Here is an 18065-nt window from a genome sequence, read left to right as displayed (position 1 = left end):
AAGACTAGCTCACCTTGTCGTAGGTCTCTACCTTGTCTGCAAGATCCTGCAGCCAATCGGCATAGTTACGGCTGGTCAACGCACCCTTGGAAGACCACGTGGATACCTGGTCTGCCTGGACAGCTGGAAGGTTGTCCCACAGCTCCGCAGTAAATGGCGCCTCTGGGTCATAGTTTTCTACCAAGATGACATCAGCAGGGTAGGTCGAAGCATCTTCCCACGCCACTCGACCCCACGGGTTTCCTTCCGCTGGTGCGTCTGGGCCTGCGATGTTTGCGCCAAGTTCTTCCAGCATGTCCGCCTGCGCGAAGCCCACGCCGGTATAGAGCATTTCCTTGGTTGGGCTGGTCAGCAGGAAGTTGTAATCCTTGCCGTCTACTGCTGCGGTGAACGCTTCCTTGGCCGCTGCGAAGTCTCCATCTGCCGCCACGATGTTGTCAGCTTCTACGTCTGCGCCGAAGAACTCTGCAATCTCGCGGGTATCCGCAATCCTTTGATCAATAGAGCCTTCCGATGGCAGCGGCACGAAAGGCGCAACGCGCTGCAACTGAGCGTTGACGTCTTCATCGAACCAAGACCAACCCTTCGCGTTACCGTTGCCGATGATGGCATCCGGGCGCAGTTCAGCCAGCTTTTCCAGATCGATCTCAGCATCTTGGCCGATGGTCTCAATACCTTCGATGTCAGCATCACCCATCAACGCTGGGTTGTCACACTCAAAACCAAACAACGCATCCGGCTCGATGCCGTACTCGTGCAGAGAGCTATAGGCGTAGCAGTCCATAACGATGGTTTCTGGCTGGTTTTCGAAGTCGATGTTTAGCCCCTCAATACTGGGGTGGGACAGAGTCAGCTGCTCACCGTCGCCAGCCGCTGCATCTTCCCCCGAGGCTTCTTCCCCCGAGGTGGAGCACGCCGCAAGAACGAGGGCTGCAGCAGCACTTAAAGCCATCAATGTCGTCTTTTTCACTTGTTATTTCCTTTGCTGGGAATAGGAATCAATTAACCATGGCAAATATACACCACTTGAGTAGGGTTGCCTAACTTTAAATAGGTAGGACTATTCATTTTAAGGATTGGTATACCAAAGGTATAGACTCGACACTAGACGGTCAACCATTTACACCTGGCAGCGCTTAGCGCAGTTCAATCCCCTTTAACATTTGGAAGAGATTTCGAAAATGGCTGGGACAGAAAGCGGGCGTGCAACCCACGTGTTCCGCGCAGTGCCTGGTGGTTCCCTTTCACAGGTCTTGCTTGTCCTGAAAGACGGCAAGGAATTGTCTAAGCACGAGAACCCTGGCGAGGCACTTTTGCACGTATTGAGCGGAAAAGTTCGGCTTACCGCAGACGACGATTCACTAGAGTTGAGCACCGATGAGCATGCTGTGGTGCCTCAGTAGCGTCATGGACTGCTCTCCTTGGAAGACTCAGCAATCCTGCTGACCGTAGTGCGCAATCGCGCCTAGATAGCGTTCCAGCTTCCTAACGCTCTGGCTTCGTTGCCACGATTGCCACGGCGTTGAGGTGCTCGCTGTGCGTGTTGAAGGTTTTTCGCATCTGCAGCACCCGCTTGCGGGCATCGGAGTTATTCCGAAGGTTCTTCACAAAGCACAGCGTGCCTAAGAATCCTTCATCGGAAAGAATTCGACGCGGCTGCAGCAAAGCCATCGGCGCGGTCTCAACCTTGGCGGCTTTAAAAAGCCATTAGCCTCAAACACTGCCGTCCATTCGCCCAAGGTCAGCGGACACGCGTTCACCCTAATTGCGCGCGCAAGGCTTTGGCGGATTTCATCCTTCACCCCATCTGCTAGTTCTTCAGGAACTAGCCCCAGTTCGTGAATGGCGTACCGCCCACCCGGACGTAGGATGCGCGCAGCCTCTGCAACGATTGCATTCTTAGCCTTCTCACCCTGCATGGTGAGCATCGCTTCCCCAATCACAAGGTCAGCCGACTCATCGGCCAGTCCAGTTTCAGCGGCGTCGGCCTCAATTAGCTTTGCACGCAGGCCAAAGACGCGGCGCACTGCAGCCACAGCATCCGGATCACTATCCGCACCTGTATAACTCGAAGGCGTGAGCTCAAGAATCCTACCCGGCGTGCGCCCAAGACTAGGCGCTGGTTCAACTACATCAACGTTCGGAATTCCGGATAGTTCGAGCAATTCATCTGTTAGTCTGCGCCCGCCGAGGAAAAGGACTCACTTTCCCAATTTGGCCAAAAGCCAGTGGCCTTGCATGGATTCATCCGCACGTGATGTGCCGATCATTTGTTCACTCATGAGGACCTGATTGCCCTCCCCAATGAATCAGTCCGGTTTTACCAGTTCGTCGACCACGTCCCCGGCACTCAACCTTGGATTTCACCTGGCTTTAAACACAGTCATAACCAGACGTCAACAAAGAATTCCCCAGACAAAAATAAAACCCTCTGACCAGTGGAAAGAGGGTATAAAGTGGAGCTAACGGGATTCGAACCCGTGACCCCCACACTGCCAGTGTGGTGCGCTACCAACTGCGCCATAGCCCCAAGGCGGTATTGAATTTTAAAGTGGAGCTAACGGGATTCGAACCCGTGACCCCCACACTGCCAGTGTGGTGCGCTACCAACTGCGCCATAGCCCCTCATACGAGGTACAACCGTCACGGTTGCAACTCGTAACAATATATCGCGCCCCAATTCGCGAACCAAATCGCGAGATGGGGCGCGTTATTTACTCAATCGCTACTTATCCAGGACGAGGTCAACCCATTCCATGATGGACGTGTTCTCATCCTCCGGGATGTCTTTGCCATCCTTGATGATGCGCGGCGAGGATACGCTGCCTGTTTCGGATTCCAGCTTCTCGTAGTTGGCGGCAACGAGCTCGTTGCCTTCGCCCACCTTGGCTTCCTTGATGGCCATGACGGTGTCCTTGTCAGCGCCCAAGGACTTCGCAGCGTCAGCGAAATCAGCCAAATCCCACTTGTTGTAGACCTTGGACTGGTTCTCCATCAGGTACTTACGCAAGTTCCAGTACAGCTTGGCATCACCAGACTTGGCCACCTGTTCCATTGCAGCAGCAGCCTTGGAGGAGTGACCCTTGTTGGTCTTGATGCTCTCAAGGCCGTTCTGGCTTCCGTCCAAGAAGTTCAGGGAGCGAACGTGGACGATGAGCTTGCCCTCGTCGATGGCGTCCTTCATCTGCCCGTCAGTTTCCTTGGCCAAGTCACCACAGTGGGGGCAAGAGTAGTCTTCGTAGAGCTCAACCTCGACAGCGTCCTTCCCAGCCTCAGCGGACTTGAGGGTCACTGCGTTGTCTGCCAGAGACATTTCCATGGTGACGTCTTCTGCAGCGTAGTCCCCCAACGCATCGGTTTGGGCGCTGCGACCTTGGTAGACGATGTAGCCGATAACCACGGCCACGATGACCAGAAGAACAGCGAGGCCCCAGAGGAATCCACTATTGCCCTTGGAGTTGGGGTCTTTAACTGTGCTCATTGAACAACCTTGCCTTCATGACATTTCTTCGAACAGATGGAAGCCTACACACCGTAGTTAAGGGTGCAGTGCAAACTTGGTAAACGGACGCTTGATAGTCCACACCATTAAGACAGAATAGAAGACATCACGCAGTAGTGTCATCATGTAGTTCATCACTTGGGCATCCTTGTCCGGGTTGGCCTCGAAGCAGCCACAATCAATTCCGAGTCCACGCAGCCATGCTTGCGCAATGCCGATCATGAACAGAATCAGCACTACCTGCCCTACCCACGCCGATTGACGCAAGAAAAGACCCAGGAGGAGCAGCAATCCGCCGCACACCTCCAATGGACCGATGAGGTAGGACAAGTAGTGCGACCACTCGGGCGTGAAAATCTCATAAGCTTTAATACTCTGCGATACCGCGAGCTGGTCAGAGAACTTCGACAGCCCAGCTTTGATCCAGATGTAGGCCATGTAGAACCGCGCGAATGCACTGATGATGTCGAGCACCAAGGCGGTGCTCACCTTTTTTTTTGCCACGCATCAACCTTAGCAAACCCACTACCAGTACCTTTAATACTTTTCCAGAGGCAAAGGAGTGGCTAGGAACCGAGAACCTCAGCGACCAGCGCTTGAGCTTCCGACTGCACCTGTTTGAGGTGCTCCTCGCCGCGGAAGCTCTCCGCGTAAATCTTGTACTTGTCCTCGGTGCCGGACGGACGCGCGGCAAACCAGGCGTTCTCCGTGGTGACCTTGAGGCCGCCAATGGCCGCACCGTTGCCAGGGGCTTCGGTGACCTTGGCGACGATCTCTTCACCAGCCAGCTCCGTTGCCGTTACCTGCTCCGGCGACAGCTTCTTAAGGATCGCCTTCTGCTCACGGTTGGCCGGGGCATCGGTACGCGCATAAGCCGGCGCACCGTATTCTTCCGCCAACTCCGCATAGCGCTGGGACGGGGTCTTGCCGGTCACTGCCAGGATCTCCGCCGCCAGCAGGTCAAGGATGATGCCGTCCTTATCCGTCGACCACACCGTTCCGTCGAAGCGCAAGAAGGAGGCACCGGCGGATTCCTCGCCACCGAAGCCCAGTGAGCCGTCGACAAGCCCCGGCACAAACCACTTGAAGCCCACCGGAACCTCCACGAGTTCACGGCCCAGGCTGGCTACCACGCGGTCAATCATGGAGGAAGACACCAAGGTCTTGCCCACCCCGGCGTTGCCCCACTGTGGGCGGTGGCTAAACAGGTACTCGATGGCCACGGCCAAGTAGTGGTTCGGGTTCATCAGGCCCGCATCCGGGGTAACAATGCCGTGGCGGTCAGCGTCGGCATCATTACCGGTAGCCAGGTCATACTTCGCGCGGTTCTCAACCAACGAAGCCATAGCGTCCGGCGAGGAGCAGTCCATACGGATTTTGCCATCAGTGTCCAACGTCATGAAACGGAAGGTGCCATCCACCTCCGGGTTCACCACGGTCATGTTCAGTCCGTAGTGCTCAGCGATGGCCGCCCAGTAGTCCACTGAGGCACCACCCATGGGGTCCGCACCGATGCGTACGCCGGCATCCTTAATCGCCTGCATATCCACCACGTTGGCCAGGTCCGCGACATAGGTGTCCACATAATTGTGTTTCACACAGCGCTCATCTAGAACACCGTCGACCGGCACGCGCTTCACACCTTCAAGCCCGGCGCGCAGGTAGTCATTAGCTTTCGCCGCAATCCAGTCGGTGGCATCCGTATCCGCTGGGCCGCCGGTAGGTGGGTTGTACTTGAAACCACCATCGCGCGGCGGGTTGTGAGACGGGGTAATAACAATGCCATCGGTGCCTGGGTTGGTCAGGATGGCGTGGGAGACAGCTGGCGTTGGGGTGTAGCGACCCCGATCATCCACGCGAACCTCCAGCTCATTCGCAAGGAGGACCTCGAGGGCAGAGACCATGGCGGGCTCGGACAAAGCGTGAGTATCGCGGCCGATAAAGATGGCACCGCTCGTGCCCTGCGATGCGCGATAGTCCACGATGGCCTGGGTGATAGCCAGGATGTGGGCCTCGTTAAACGCGGTATCCAAAGCGGAACCGCGGTGACCGGAGGTGCCGAAGGCAACCTGCTGGTCAGGATTGTCAGCATCGGGGGTTCGGGTGTAGTAGGCGGTGACCAGTTCCGCGATGTCGATGAGATCGGAAGGCTGGGCTGGGTGGCCGGCGCGCTCGTGTGCCATGAGGTCCTCCTTGAGACGTGGATGTACCTTTAGCTTGCCTGCTTCGCGGAGGTTTCGCATCCCAATTAGGATGGTCGCCATGCCACAGACCATTCTTGTGGGCTGCGGGGCGGCGCTCGGGGCGCTGACTCGTTTCGTCCTCTCCACTCTCCTCGGCGGCGGCGCGCTGCCGCTGTTGCTCATCAACATCGTGGGCAGCGCCATTATGGGATATGCCAAGCCGCCAGCCTTCTGGGGTACGGGCTTTCTCGGCGGCTTCACCAGTTTCGCCACGTTTGCTTATTTCACCTCTGGCTTCGGCCCAGCACAGGCAGGCGCCTACGTCCTGGCCACCGTGGTGGGGTGTACAGGGGCGTACCTGCTTGGCGACGTCTCCCGGAGGCCCGCATGATCATCATCTCCGCCCTCGCCGTGCTTGTTGGCGGGTTTGTGGGAGGCTGCGCACGTTTCACATTTACCCGCATTTTGCCTTCCCCCACCTGCACATTCGCGGCAAATATCACCGGCGCGGCGCTCGCCGGCGTGGCCTATGGTTACGCCACACATACACAAGCCCCTGAGTATTTCCTCCCGCTCCTGGCCGCAGGATTAGCGGGCGGCTTATCAACCTGGTCCACGATGGCCAAAGAACTCGGAGAAATGATAAAGGCCAAGCGCTGGTGGCGCTTGGCGCGTTATCTGTTCTGGACTATAGGCATCGGCATCGCGGTGGCCTGGCGCGGAGCCTGGGTCGGCTCCCTGCTTGCCTGAGTTTTCCTAGGCCAGCAGGCTAGTCGGCGATGGCGTCGAGCGGCGGAGTCTTCGCCGCGCGCTGTGCCGGCCAGATGGCGGCAAGTACGCCCACGATGCCGGAGCCAACCAGCATGATGATGAGCATCAGCCAGGGCACGGTAAGGGAATCGAGGCCGTCATCAGCAAGCACGGAGATGAATGCCCAGCCCAATCCGAGGCCGAGGATCATGCCCATGATGGCGCCGAACAAGGCAATCTGGACCGATTCCACCGTGATCATCGTGCGGATCTGGCGGCGCTGAGTACCCACGGCGCGCAACATGCCGATCTCCTGGCGGCGCTCAATGACGCCCAACGTCAATGTGTTCACGATACCCAGGATGGCGATAATGACCGCCAGCGCCAACAGCGCGTAGAGGATGGTGAGCATCTGGTCGATCATGCCGGCTGCCTCGCCGGCGAATTCGGCGCCGGTGCGCACCTGCACCACGACGAGGTCCTTGACGGATTCCTCCAGGTTGGTTCGCAGCTCCTCCGTGTCGAAGCCCTCGGCCGCGTTGACGGCGACCATCATGATGTCAAGGCTCGACGGGTCTACAACTTCGGTTGCCGCGGACTCGGACAGCGCCAGACGCGGCAGCATCTGGGAGGGCTCATAGGTACCGATGAGCGTCACCTCACTGGTGCGGGTGGGGTCAGGGCCTGTGAGCTCGTAGGTTTGGCCGACCTGCCAGTCCTGCTCCTCCGCCAACGCCGTATCCGCAATGAAGCCCTTCTCGTCGCCCAGCTTGAGGGAACCTTCCACGACGGTGAGGTTGAGGATGTCGTCGGCGTTGCTACCGATAACCTGGCTGAAAGCCACCTGCGGGCCATAGTTCATTGAGGCTTGGCCATCCACCATGATAGGTGCGGAACTCAGTGCCACGACCTGGCCCGCGCCCTCGGCATCGCGGGCGCGATCGACGGTTTCATTAGGCGTGGGGAAATTGCCCGTCGTCGGGCCGGTCAACAGGAAGTCGGCGCGCACATCCTCGTCGATGACATCAGATACGGAAGCCTTCATCGTCGCGCCCAGCATGCCGATCGCGGTCACTAGGGCAACACCCAACATCAAGGCAAAGGCCGTAGCTGCGGTGCGACGCGGGTTGCGCGCGGAGTTCGTGGCGGCCAACTTGCCCACCGCGCCGAAGGGTGCGCCCACGACGCGCCCAATCGAGGGCACGATCGGCAGCGAGATCGCGGGGCCAGCGAGGAAGAAACCAACAATGAGGTTTAACGCTCCGAGACCGACGAGAGAGGCGCGGATGCCTGTGGAGACGTCGAGAAGCACGCCCAAGACCGCAAAGATAATGCCGGTGATGAGCAGCAACGCGCCCAGAACCGTACGCACGAGCAAGGAGGAACCCGCAGCGGACTCAGTGGTGCGCATGGCTTCAACAGGTTCAACGGCACCTGCGCGACGCGCCGGCGCCCATGCCGAAATTACGGTGACGATCGTACCCAGGATGAGCGGCACGACAACGGCGCTCACGCTCAGACCCAGACCGCCACCCATTGGCATGTCCTGCGCGGAGAAGACTGCCTTGATGGCCGCGACGAGACCCACGCCGGCCACCACGCCCACTGCGGAGCCCACGAGGCCCACGATGATGGCTTCGGTGACAACAGAACGCGTGATCTGGCCGCGGGAAGCACCCAGCGCTCGCAGCAACGCGAATTCCTTGGTCCGCTGAGCGACGATCATGGAGAACGTATTCGCGATGATGAACGTACCCACGAGCAGCGCAATGAGGCCGAAGGCGATGAGGAAGTAGTTGACAAACTTCAGCGCAGAGGAAATCTGGTCGGAAATTTCCTTGGCCAGTTCTTCGCCGGCCTCAGCATCGACGTCGAAAGTCTCGTTGAGGTGATCCACGAGCTCCTCAGCGCTGACCCCGTCAGCTGCGGCGACCTTGAGCTGGGATGAGTCGCCGTAGCGTTCGGTGAATCCCGCGTGGTCCATCAGCAGGGTCAGGCTCGCGCCTTGGTCCACGGCAGGCTTGACGACGCCCACCACTTTCACCTCATCACGCTGGTCCGGGTGGACCACGACGAGAGTATCGCCCACGTGAATGCCGAACTTCTCGGCGGCGGAGTCATTGATGAGAACTTCAGCGGTGCCGTGGGGTTCGGAGCCGTCGACAAGCTCAGCGGGCTCGCCGACCGACTGATCAGCCGGATAGTAGGGCTCAACGCTGGCGGTGCCGCCGCCGGTCTGGAAGGCCTCGGACTTCTCGTTAGCCGCTACGACGGTCTGGCTGCTTTGAATGTTGACCGCGCGCACGTCGGGATCATTGGCGATGTCCTCCCGCATCTTCTGATCGAGTGCGGGGCCGTCTTCCTTCTGGCTTACCGCTGCGTCCACGCCAGTGAAGGCAGTGTCAACGGCAGAGTCGAAGGTATTCGACAGCGCGTTGGTGAACATGAAGGAGCCGGAAATAAACGCGGTACCCAGCACCACGGCTAGGAGCGTGAGGGCAAGGCGCAGTTTGTGCGCGAGAATATTGCGCACGGATACCCTGCGCATGGTGTTCTTCGTGGCCATGCTTTAGCCCTCGATTTCTGCCATCACAGCGTGGATGGACTCCATGGTCGGGTTGTGCAGCTCGTTGACGAGGCGACCATCGGCAAGGAAGACCACGCGGTCAGCGTAGGACGCCGCTTTAGCGTCGTGGGTAACGATGACGACGGTCTGCTCATCCTGGTCCACAGCGGTGCGCAAAATATCGAGCACCTCGGCAGAAGAATTGGAGTCCAGGTTACCGGTGGGCTCATCACCGAAAATGATCTCTGGGCGCGAGACCAGCGCGCGGGCGCAGGCCACGCGCTGCTGCTGACCACCGGAGAGCTCTGCTGGGCGGTGGCTCAAACGCTGGGCCAGGCCCAGGCGCGTGGTGATTTCATCAAACCACGCCTGATCCACCTTCTTGTCCGCGATGTCAGTGGGCAGGGTGATGTTCTCCGCCGCGGTGAGCGTCGGGACGAGGTTGAAGGACTGGAAGATGAAACCCAGACGGTCACGGCGCAAGGCAGTAATGTCCTTGTCGCTGAGCTGGGACATGTCGGTATCACCGATAAAGGCAGAGCCGGAAGTAGCGGAGTCTAGGCCCGCCATGGTGTGCATGAGCGTGGACTTGCCAGAACCAGAAGGGCCCATGATGGCAGTGAAGGCGTTGCGCGCAAACTCAACGTTGACGTGGTCCAACGCGGTCACTGCGGTGTCTCCCTGACCGTATTGCTTAAACAGGTCGACGGCGCGGGCCGCAGCAGTCATCGTTGGGGTGGTCATGGACGTGTTCTCCTTATAGATAGGGAAAGTAACGTCACTACCCTATCTTGCCTTGGGTTAAATGTGTGACGCGTGTGGTCTAAAATATGGCGTATGCGCGGATCTCTTTTGGCTTTGGAACGCTACGACCGCAGCGCCGAAGCTGCCGCGGCGCAGGTGATGCGGCATTATTCCACCAGCTTTTCCCTCGCCACCCGGCTGCTTAACCCACAGGTGAGAGTAGATATTCGCAATCTTTATGCCATGGTGCGCACTGCGGATGAGATCGTCGATGCTGGGTTGGATCCCCAGGTTGCTGCCCCGCTTCTCGACGCCTACGAGGCCACCGTCCGCGCCGCACCTTCCCAGCGTTTTCACACCGATCCTATAGTCCACGCCTATGCGCTCTCGGCACGCCGCTGCGGCTTTAGGGATGAACACGTGGCACAGTTCTTTTCCTCGATGCGCTCCGACCTGACACGCACTGTCCACACCGCAGAGTCTTTTAAGACTTACGTTCGAGGCTCTGCCGAAGTCATTGGGCTGCTGTGTCTGGATGCTTTTTATGCCGGTGCACCTCGGCCCGACGGCGTCGAAGAAGGTGCCATGCGCCTGGGTGCGGCATTTCAGAAGATCAATTTCTTGAGGGACTTGCACGAAGACTCCAGCGAGCTGGGCCGTGCTTACTTTCCCACGCTGCGGGAACCGGACAAGCTCGATGAGGAGACGAAGGCCGCAATCGTTGCGGACATCCGCGAGGACCTAGCTCATGCGCGCACCGCCACGGGACTGCTTCCCCTGAGCTCGCGAGTAGGGGTAGCCGCAGCGACGGCCCTCTTTACGGAGCTCACGGATCTCCTCGAGTCCACTCCTGCGCACGACATCATGTCTACGCGCGTCAGCATTCCAGCAGCGCGGAAAGCTGTCCTTGTTAGCCGCGCCGCAGCACTCGCGGTAAGGAATAAAGGTTAAAAACATGACCAAACATGTCGTTGTGATCGGCGCTGGTATTGCAGGTCTAGCCACCGCGGCTTTGCTGTTGCGGGAAGGGATGCGGGTGACGGTCGTCGACAAGCAACGCAGCGTTGGCGGACGCGCGGGCAGCCTGTCCGTCGATGGCTTCCGCTTCGATACCGGCCCTTCGTGGTACCTCATGCCGGAGGCCTTCGATGAGTTTTTCCGCGCCTGCGGCACCAGTACGGAGCGCGAACTGGACCTGGTTGACCTCTCCCCGGCGTACCGCGTCTACAACGAGGACGGCGAGTTTCTTGACGTGGAAACAGGCGTAGACGAGGTAGCCCGTCTCTTTGACTCCCTTGAGCCGGGCGCTGGCGCCAAGGTGCGCGCTTATCTCGCGCGAGCTTCCGAAGTGTATGCTGTTGCCTTGCGCAACTTTCTCTACACCACGTTCTCCCGCCCCACGCAGCTTCTCAGCAAAGATGTGCTCACGCGCCTGGGCACGCTCGCGATGCTGTTGACGCGTTCGCTCGATGGTCTGGTGGCAGCGCGATTTCAGGATTACCGGCTGCGACAAATTCTGACCTACCCGGCGGTGTTCCTCTCCACTGAGCCGAAGGCTGCACCAGCGCTGTATTCCCTCATGAGCCATACCGACTTGGTGGAGGGCGTGCGCTATCCGCAGGGTGGGTTCGCTGCCGTTGTCGACGCCATCGCGCGGCAGGCAGCCGACGCCACCTTCGAGCTAGGCACAGCGGTGGTAGCGATCAACCATGCGCACGGGCGCGCGACAGGCGTCACGCTGGACGACGGCCGCACAATCCCCGCCGACGCCGTTGTCTCCGCCGCGGACCTACGCCACACGGAAACTGCTCTGCTTCCACGGGAAATGCAGACGTATCCGGAACGCTACTTTGCCCGCCGTGACCCTGGTCTGGGCACCATCTTGGTACTCCTTGGGGTGAAAGGCGCTCTTCCGCAGCTTGCGCACCATACGCTCCTGTTCAGCACTGACTGGGCCCCGGATTTCAAGGCGGTCTACCACGGCCCAGAGGCGAGCCGGCCGCTGGGAGCCTCAGAGTCGATCTATGTGTCGAAGACCTCCGCCACCGATTCCACTGTGGCGCCGGAAGGGTGCGAGAACCTCTTTATCCTCGTTCCCGTCCCGGCGGACGAATCCTATGGTCATGGCGATGCCTATGGTGCTAAGGAATCTTCCCGCGTAAATGCCATTGCTAACGCTGCCGTGGCGCAACTGGGGTCCTGGTTGGGGATTAAGGATCTGGAGGGGAGAGTCGTCGTCAAGCGTACGCTCGGCCCCGGCGACTTTGCCGAGCAGTACAATTCCTGGTCCGGTGGCGCCGTGGGACCTGCCCATACGCTGCGACAGTCCGCGTTTTTCCGCGGCCGGAACCAGTCGCGCACGCTGAGCAATCTCTATTACGCCGGCGGCACCACTGTCCCGGGCGTGGGTGTGCCGATGTGCCTCATTTCGGCACACAATGTTCTCACTCGCATGAAGGAACAAGCCTTTTATTAGCCACCGCCCTAGAGGTGAGCTCTCGCGTAGTCTTAAATGGCTGGAGACCATTGATAAAGCAAGAAGGGCAGGGATGGAGCCATGGCGGAGACTACTGAGCAGGCTAGCGATATCGTCGAGGCATGGCTTAAGCAAGAGGATGCCATCGATCCTCAGAAGGCCCCACAACTGCAGGAACTCCTAGCCAAGGTTCCGCGCAAGGAGCTCATTTCCATAGTGGAGCGCCAGAATGCGCTGCGCGCGGCACTGGCTCTTCGCTTACTTCCGCGCGAAAAATCCATCGCTGTCTTCGATGCACTGGATGCCAAACACCAGGCGGACATCATTGATGAGCTGGGCAACGCCGATGTCTACGAGTTCTTCGATGAACTTGAACCGGAAGACCGCGTGGCACTCTTGGATGAGCTCCCGGCAGAGATTGCCGACCGTCTCCTGCGTTCGCTGACCCAAACCCAACGCGATGTCACTGGGGTGATTCTGGGTTATCCCAAGCGGTCAGTAGGCCGCCGCATGTCCCCTGAGGTTCCCGATATTCACCCCGATATGAGCGTCGACGAGGCATTGGACACGCTACGAGCGCAATCGGATGAACTAGAGACCATTTACACGGTGCCGGTAACTCGCCCCGACCGCCGGTTGGTGGGAGTAGTGAGCCTGCGGGAAATTTTCACGGCGGAATCCGGGGTGCAGATCGCTTCCATCATGCAGGAACCTCTCTTTGCTTATGCCAGCGCCGATGCCGAGGAAACCGTCCGATGGTTCCTACCGTTGGATATGCTGGCGCTTCCCATTGTGGATGATTCGCACCGTCTGGTGGGTCTGCTGACCTTCGATGACGCCACTGACATCGTCGAGGAAGCCGACAGCGAGGACTCAGCACGTGCTGGTGGTACGGAAGCGCTGCAGCAGCCCTACTTGTCCACTCCCCTTCTCAAGCTCGTGCGTTCCCGCATTGTCTGGCTGCTTGTTTTGGCAGTGTCCGCACTGCTCACGGTCCAAGTACTCGATTCCTTTGAGGACACGCTCTCTAAGGCAGTTGTCCTGTCCTTGTTTATCCCGCTGCTGACCGGAACCGGTGGAAACACTGGCAATCAAGCAGCGACCACGGTCACCCGTGCCTTAGCCCTCGGTGATGTCCGCACGCGGGACATTCTTTCTGTGCTGTGGAGTGAGCTACGCGTCGGAATGCTCTTGGGTGCGGTGCTTGGGCTGGCGGGGCTCGGTCTTGCCACGGTGGTGTACGGCGCTGATATCGGCATTGTTATCGGATCAACGCTGTTTTTAATTTGCTCCATCTCTGCGACTGTTGGTGGACTCATGCCCATCGTGGCCAAGACTATTGGGGCCGATCCGGCGGTATTTTCCAATCCGTTTATTTCGACCTTCTGCGACGCCACGGGCCTGATTATCTATTTCCTCATCGCTAAGACCGTATTGGGAATCTAAGCCTGCCTTATGCTTGGTCGTGATGTCTACTGCGCCATGCCGACTTAGCCGAATGTCGCCCTGCTAATAGAACCATCAAAGTAGACGAGATCCTGCTCAGGGTAGTTCCACACTGCTTGGAACGTGCGCGGCAAACGAATGCCGTGGGCATCGGGTAGGTAGTCGGCACACCTCGCTGTCCAATCCACTTGGGTCATCGTGCCGTCTTCACCAGCGACTGCCCTATCGTGCGTCCTAAACTCCACCATTTCATAGGCTTCATTGAAGGTGAACACGCCACTTACCGTGATGCCCTCGTAAGTAAAGGTCGCTTCGACTTCCCGTTCAGAAAGCTCGGTGAACTCGATGTCGTTTCGCAACAGGCTCTGCGGAATAAACAGCGACTCCGCGAGATACGTCACGAGTGCTGCTTTATCCATCTCAGGACCGCGTTCATCAAACAGCGTAACTGCCTTGCCGATGACGCCTTTCATCCCGCCCTTACCGTCAGCGAAATAGTCATATCCCTGAAAAGGTACCCCCGCCACTGCACTTTCTACCAAGGCCAGCCTGCGCGGCTCGGCAGCGAAGTTGTACTGGTCATAATCGATTATCAGCTTCCGCCCATCCTTGCCTTGGCGGAAGTCAACGTCCGCAAACTCTAGATGAACCCACGAATACTTTGGCGTACCGATATAACCATTGCGCTGAATGTAGTTTTGGATCGCGGCTGGGAAAGCGGCGAAATCTTCCTCAACAAACACATCAGCAGAATCTGTATAAGCTGCTGCTTGGGCCCGTTCCACGTCCCGCGAAAACTCAGACCTCAGCGGTGAATACGGGACAGCGAACCACACTGCTACTGCCCCGACAAATACGGCGATTATAACCACTACAGTCAAGGCAACAGTTTGAGAACGACGTATCCGCATCGCACGCTCCTGGTTAGACGAAAGGGCCTTCCATAACTAAGACTAAAGCGGCGGGAAAGGAAACAACGTGGGATCGACGAAAGTGAGATGGGCATAACCTGATTCCTGCCTCATGGGGGTGGCATTCTTTCTATGTGTCCAGACGTGGAAGTCCAGACCTGCTGGTGGTGGTGTGCTGGGGCTGTTGGGTGGGTGTAACACGCCCTGGGTGTGACGCCTTTTAGGTCTGGGCTTATACGGGTTAAGGGACATTTCGTGTGGATAAATCGATACGGATTCCCGGAGCAGCCTGGGATAATGCCGTGATCTTGATTTTGAATCGGTTCCAACAGCCCGATCGATGAAATCAACACCGGATAGTCCTAGGTCTGTGGTAGGAGGACTGTTGTTGGTGCGGTAAGGCCAATTCGGGCCTGACCCCCGGAAAGTAGACACGTCGGGGGTTAGGTCTTCGTTCACACCGTCATAGACGTCCATTTCCCATGTCGTCACCGTCGACCGCAGACCAGGTGTAGAAAGCGGCGACCCTGCTGCCATCTGCCGGGGCGGTTTGAACCACGGAGCGGGCGAGGGTAGGCCGACGGGTTGTTATTGGTGCTGTTCCGAGGCCACGGCGGTCCGGGTATCACTCTTTTTCGCCTCGAGTTTCGGGCTGTCGGCGAGTTTGAGCCAGATGACACCACCGATGATGACAGTCAGCCAGAATCCCTTCACGAGGGTGAGGGTCTCATCAAAGAATACGGGGCCCAGCAGGGCGGCGCCGACGGCGCCGATTCCGGCCCAAACGGCGTAGCCGATACCCACGTCGATCTTCTTCAGAGCCACGCTGAGGAAGAACAGAGTACAGAGGAAGAAAACGATCGCTATGAGGGACCACGTGAGGTTGGTGAAGCCTTCGCTGCCGTTGACGCTTAGAGCGTATCCAACTTCAAATCCTCCGGCGAGTAGTAGAGCCAGCCAGGGGTTGGCGTTTTTCTCGGTGGTTTCTGGGGCGGCAGTGCCGCGGGTCGCATTGGTGGACATGACTGCAGTCCTTTCTGAAGATGGGGCGAGGGGGAGTTGTTAGACAGTGCCGGCGAGGTTGAGCCCGACGACGCCAGTGATGACGATGCCGATACCCAGCAGCTTCTTCCACGTCAGCTTCTGAGAGAGGAATAGCGCGCCGAGGATGACAATTCCGACGCCGGACAGAGAGGTCCACAGCGCATAGCCGACACCGACGTCGAAGGTCAGCAGGGCCAGGCTGAGGAAGAAGGTGCCGATTCCGCCGCTGACGAGGGTGGCAACGCTCCACCAAAAGTTGGTGAAGCCTTGTGCTTTTCCGGCGGAGATGCCTACTGCGACTTCGAAGATGACAGCGATTCCGAGGTAGAGCCAACTCATGGTAAGTGTCCTTTCAAGGGTGTGCAGGAGCGCTGATCAGCGTCCACGTTTGTTTTGTGTCTGGAGGTATCGGGAGAACGGCTCATTGCCGCGCTCGACGGGCAGATCATGGAAGACGGCAGACCGGAGTTCATCGGTGATGCCCAGCGAGGGATAACTGGTGCGATAGTCGAATCCCCATTTGGCGACGGCATCACGGTCGACGGCCACGTAGACGGCTTCGATGCCGTGGTCGAGAGCAAAGCGATAACACAGCCCGCAAGGTTCGCCGGTGGCGAGCAATATGGTTCCGGATAGATCCTCCCGGTCGTTGAGGACTTCACGCATGGCGACGATCTCCGCGTGAGCACTTGGATCGCGAGTCTCCCGGACTCGGTTGACTCCGAAATTCGAGATGATGCCCGAGTCGTCGACGACTACACCGACGAAGGGCAACCCCCCGGCCTCAACGTGCTCCACACACCTTTCCACGGCCTGGTCCATGACCTCGACGAGGGCCTCCGGGGCAGTCGTGTTCATGGGCGAGCCTCGCGGGGGGCAGTGTTGATGGTCAGGTCGTCGACGGTCTTCTTTAGCCGTGTAGCGCTGGGGACTCCGGACAGAAGATAACCGTCGACCATGAAGCCCGGCACAGAGGTGATGCCGACGGTGTTGACTGCATAGTCCTGGCCGGCTTGCTGCCTGGCTCGTCGGTCCTCGCTATGCAGAGCGGCTTCAACCTCGCCCGCGTCAAGACCTACGGAAGTGGCGACGTTAACGATCACGTCGTCATCGCCGATGTTCCTGTCATCCTGGAAGAACGCTTTGAACATTGCCTCGGAGTACGCGTCGGCTTTACCGCGCTCTTGGGCCAGCTGGAGTACCATGAACGCCTTCTCGGTGCGTGGCTGCGGAGAGATCGTCGGGAGGCTGATTGACACGTTCAGGCGCTCGGCCATCGGGTAAACCGCGTCCTTCCAGATCCGCGGTAGATAGTCATCTTCTGGCCGCAGAGTAGGAACAGGGTGAGGGCGTAGCTCGAAGGGGCGAATGGTTACCTCGACGTCACGGTCTCGCTTAAGCTCGTCGATTGCTCCCTCCACGAGGAAGCAGAACGGGCAGACGTAGTCGATAAAAACATCAATTTTCGTGGTCATGGATCAGGCCTTTCGATTCAGAGCGTGTATGTACATACATATATAGGTGTGTGGGTCGACCCCGGAAACGCTGGGCCCCTTAGGAGATGAGCTTGCTGATTGTCCGGAATGACTGGTCGAGATCAACCAGGTTCAGCTGCGGGTAATTTTTGGCCGCATCACTGAGAAGCTCGCAGATCTTCGTTTCGTATGGCTCGTGGATTTCTGTCACGACCTTGAGACCGGCGTCGGTAATAACTGCAAAGACCCCTCGCCCATCATCTGGGCAGGTGTCCCGGAATGCCAGCCCCTTGGCCTCCATTCGTTCGACCAGTCGGGTTACCGAGCTCTGAGTAAGGCCGACCCGGTTCGCAAGCTCGGTGATCCGCAGCTCCCGATCGGATGTCCGGCTCAGATGGAGCACGGCTCGGTACTCAGTAAGGCCGATATTGTAGTTGTCAAGCAGCCACTTACCTAGTGTGGTGTCGACCGCAGCGACAATCGCTGCGACCTGCGCCCACGACGCACTGAGAGTGCGGGCGGGAATGGCCTCAGTCGTTGCTGCCTGGGACATGATTGCTCCTTCGTGTTCGACTTAGAAGGGGACTCTCTTGGGTGTCAGGTGTCGGCTTGGATATTTCAATTGATGCACATACATCAATTGAAATAGAGTGTATGTGCATACATGGATATGCGCAAGGAAATTTTCTAGACAGTGCTTTATATCACTATATTTCCCGTTCCTTAGCTGTACATCTAACGAGCGGTAGTGCCGGGCCAAGTTAGCTGACGCTGGTAGGTAGATATGGCCCATCGACCCTGGGAAGGTGTTGTGCTGGGATATTACGTTTTGCCTCGCCCGTGCTACGGACACACCTTCGCGTTACACATGGTGATTGATCTGTACTCGCGTGCCATCGTCGGGTTCGTCGTCGCAGAACGAGAAAACAGCCAACGGACCTGACCCCTGTTTGGTAGACACCTGATAT

Annotated in this window: 17 protein-coding genes, 2 tRNA genes and 1 pseudogene; 5 read left to right on the top strand and 15 right to left on the bottom strand. The window is 58.4% G+C overall.

Annotated elements, in window-relative coordinates; genetic code table 11:
* Positions 1 to 4: 4 nt before the first annotated feature.
* The 7 genes and pseudogenes from HMPREF2875_RS10590 to pgm form a co-directional block, all read right to left on the bottom strand.
* Entirely contained in the window at positions 5 to 970 is a 966-nt protein-coding gene (locus HMPREF2875_RS10590) for an ABC transporter substrate-binding protein (protein WP_070672996.1), read from the bottom strand.
* A gap of 515 nt (positions 971 to 1485) precedes the next feature.
* A pseudogene (locus tag HMPREF2875_RS10580) lies at positions 1486 to 2282 on the bottom strand (methyltransferase domain-containing protein).
* A gap of 175 nt (positions 2283 to 2457) precedes the next feature.
* Positions 2458 to 2530: transfer RNA gene (locus tag HMPREF2875_RS10575), tRNA-Ala, on the bottom strand.
* A 22-nt stretch (positions 2531 to 2552) separates the two neighbouring features.
* A tRNA-Ala gene (locus HMPREF2875_RS10570) sits at positions 2553 to 2625 on the bottom strand.
* A 100-nt stretch (positions 2626 to 2725) separates the two neighbouring features.
* The gene (locus HMPREF2875_RS10565; RefSeq protein ID WP_070672991.1) at positions 2726 to 3481 is read right to left on the bottom strand and encodes a DsbA family protein; all 756 of its coding nucleotides are present in this window, start codon (positions 3479 to 3481) and stop codon (positions 2726 to 2728) included.
* Between the two features lie 57 nt (positions 3482 to 3538).
* A complete protein-coding gene (locus tag HMPREF2875_RS10560; RefSeq protein ID WP_070672989.1) occupies positions 3539 to 4006 on the bottom strand; it encodes a MauE/DoxX family redox-associated membrane protein in 468 nt (155 codons plus the stop codon).
* A gap of 62 nt (positions 4007 to 4068) precedes the next feature.
* The gene (gene pgm / locus HMPREF2875_RS10555) at positions 4069 to 5685 is read right to left on the bottom strand and encodes a phosphoglucomutase (alpha-D-glucose-1,6-bisphosphate-dependent) (RefSeq protein ID WP_070673143.1); all 1617 of its coding nucleotides are present in this window, start codon (positions 5683 to 5685) and stop codon (positions 4069 to 4071) included.
* A gap of 79 nt (positions 5686 to 5764) precedes the next feature.
* Between pgm and HMPREF2875_RS10550 the strand changes: the two genes are divergently transcribed.
* Positions 5765 to 6076 (top strand): fluoride efflux transporter family protein, encoded by a 312-nt coding sequence (locus tag HMPREF2875_RS10550; RefSeq protein ID WP_070672987.1) that lies wholly within the window; start codon positions 5765 to 5767, stop codon positions 6074 to 6076.
* Complete coding sequence (locus HMPREF2875_RS10545) at positions 6073 to 6435, top strand: FluC/FEX family fluoride channel (RefSeq protein WP_210388192.1); 363 nt, start codon at positions 6073 to 6075, stop codon at positions 6433 to 6435. The genes HMPREF2875_RS10550 and HMPREF2875_RS10545 overlap by 4 nt, the downstream gene beginning before the upstream one ends.
* Before the next feature lie 19 nt (positions 6436 to 6454).
* Here HMPREF2875_RS10545 and HMPREF2875_RS10540 read toward each other — a convergent pair whose 3' ends face one another.
* Together HMPREF2875_RS10540 and HMPREF2875_RS10535 are read right to left on the bottom strand one after the other, a co-directional pair.
* Entirely contained in the window at positions 6455 to 9001 is a 2547-nt protein-coding gene (locus HMPREF2875_RS10540; protein WP_070672986.1) for an ABC transporter permease, read from the bottom strand.
* Positions 9002 to 9004: 3 nt separating this feature from the next.
* Positions 9005 to 9745, bottom strand: a complete 741-nt coding sequence (locus tag HMPREF2875_RS10535) for an ABC transporter ATP-binding protein (protein WP_070672984.1) — start codon at positions 9743 to 9745, stop codon at positions 9005 to 9007.
* A 93-nt stretch (positions 9746 to 9838) separates the two neighbouring features.
* Between HMPREF2875_RS10535 and HMPREF2875_RS10530 the strand changes: the two genes are divergently transcribed.
* The 3 genes from HMPREF2875_RS10530 (at position 9839) to mgtE (ending at position 13667) form a co-directional block, all read left to right on the top strand.
* On the top strand, positions 9839 to 10696 hold the full coding sequence (locus tag HMPREF2875_RS10530; protein ID WP_070672982.1) for a phytoene/squalene synthase family protein: 858 nt from the start codon (positions 9839 to 9841) through the stop codon (positions 10694 to 10696).
* A gap of 4 nt (positions 10697 to 10700) precedes the next feature.
* Positions 10701 to 12221 (top strand): phytoene desaturase family protein, encoded by a 1521-nt coding sequence (gene crtI / locus HMPREF2875_RS10525; RefSeq protein WP_070672980.1) that lies wholly within the window; start codon positions 10701 to 10703, stop codon positions 12219 to 12221.
* An 81-nt stretch (positions 12222 to 12302) separates the two neighbouring features.
* Positions 12303 to 13667 (top strand): magnesium transporter, encoded by a 1365-nt coding sequence (mgtE, locus tag HMPREF2875_RS10520; RefSeq protein ID WP_070672979.1) that lies wholly within the window; start codon positions 12303 to 12305, stop codon positions 13665 to 13667.
* A gap of 44 nt (positions 13668 to 13711) precedes the next feature.
* Here the strand turns inward: mgtE and HMPREF2875_RS10515 are convergent, their stop codons facing one another.
* The 6 genes from HMPREF2875_RS10515 to HMPREF2875_RS10490 all read right to left on the bottom strand — a co-directional run bounded on the left by HMPREF2875_RS10515 (position 13712) and on the right by HMPREF2875_RS10490 (position 17650).
* Complete coding sequence (locus HMPREF2875_RS10515) at positions 13712 to 14539, bottom strand: DUF6544 family protein (RefSeq protein WP_370552161.1); 828 nt, start codon at positions 14537 to 14539, stop codon at positions 13712 to 13714.
* A gap of 627 nt (positions 14540 to 15166) precedes the next feature.
* A complete protein-coding gene (locus HMPREF2875_RS10510) occupies positions 15167 to 15601 on the bottom strand; it encodes a DMT family transporter (RefSeq protein ID WP_070672977.1) in 435 nt (144 codons plus the stop codon).
* A gap of 39 nt (positions 15602 to 15640) precedes the next feature.
* Complete coding sequence (locus tag HMPREF2875_RS10505; RefSeq protein WP_070672975.1) at positions 15641 to 15961, bottom strand: DMT family transporter; 321 nt, start codon at positions 15959 to 15961, stop codon at positions 15641 to 15643.
* 36 nt (positions 15962 to 15997) lie between these two features.
* Entirely contained in the window at positions 15998 to 16480 is a 483-nt protein-coding gene (locus HMPREF2875_RS10500) for a nucleoside deaminase (protein ID WP_070672973.1), read from the bottom strand.
* Entirely contained in the window at positions 16477 to 17097 is a 621-nt protein-coding gene (locus HMPREF2875_RS10495; RefSeq protein ID WP_070672971.1) for a DsbA family oxidoreductase, read from the bottom strand. The genes HMPREF2875_RS10500 and HMPREF2875_RS10495 overlap by 4 nt, the downstream gene beginning before the upstream one ends.
* A gap of 79 nt (positions 17098 to 17176) precedes the next feature.
* Entirely contained in the window at positions 17177 to 17650 is a 474-nt protein-coding gene (locus HMPREF2875_RS10490; RefSeq protein WP_070672969.1) for a MarR family winged helix-turn-helix transcriptional regulator, read from the bottom strand.
* Positions 17651 to 18065: the final 415 nt, after the last annotated feature.

Origin of the sequence: Corynebacterium sp. HMSC078H07, assembly GCF_001812805.1 — a bacterium.
Classification (GTDB): Bacteria; Actinomycetota; Actinomycetes; order Mycobacteriales; family Mycobacteriaceae; genus Corynebacterium.
The sequence above is the reverse complement of the archived record's forward strand: the minus strand, read 5'-3'. Positions and strand labels throughout refer to the sequence as shown.